The following is a 452-nucleotide window of genomic DNA, read 5'->3' as shown; positions in this document are numbered from 1 at the left end:
AGCTCCGGCCGCAGGTGCTCGCGGCGGGCCAGGTGGAGCTGGTAGTGCTGCACCGGCCACTCGTCGGCGAAGTGCACGGCCAGCAGGAGGTGGTCGACGAGGGGCTCGCCGTCGGTCATGAGGGGAGTGCGGGACGCCACCTCGACGGCACGGACGGGGCGTCCCTTGGCCGCGAACCAGCGCTGCCTCGGCAGCCACTCGACGAGCATGTCCTCCAGCGACGTCACGCGGGATCCTCCGGTGGGGTGATCGAGAACCAGTAGAAGCCGTGGCCCGGAAGGGTCAGCAGGTAGGGGAGGTCGCCGATCCGGGGGAAGGGCACGCCGCCCGTGAGCTCGTGCAGCGCGTGCCCGTTCCAGGCTGACAGGTCGAGCTCGACGGGTTGCGGGAAACGGGACATGTTGCTCACGCACAGCACGACGTCGTCCTCGCCGTGGGAGCGCACGTAGGCC

At 70.6% G+C, this 452-nt stretch carries 2 protein-coding genes; both read right to left on the bottom strand.

Annotation, left to right across the window (positions count from 1 at the left end):
• Nucleotides 1-227: maltokinase N-terminal cap-like domain-containing protein (locus D7Y13_RS46380; RefSeq protein ID WP_208734625.1), on the bottom strand; the 227-nt coding region annotated here is incomplete at its 3' end.
• On the bottom strand, nt 224-452 hold a 229-nt coding region (locus D7Y13_RS42775; protein WP_208734624.1), incomplete at its 5' end, for an alpha-glucosidase C-terminal domain-containing protein. The genes D7Y13_RS46380 and D7Y13_RS42775, both read right to left, overlap by 4 nt.

The organism is Corallococcus praedator, from assembly GCF_003612125.1.
Lineage (GTDB): Bacteria > Myxococcota > Myxococcia > Myxococcales > Myxococcaceae > Corallococcus > Corallococcus praedator.
This window is presented reverse-complemented; position numbering and strand designations above follow the sequence as displayed.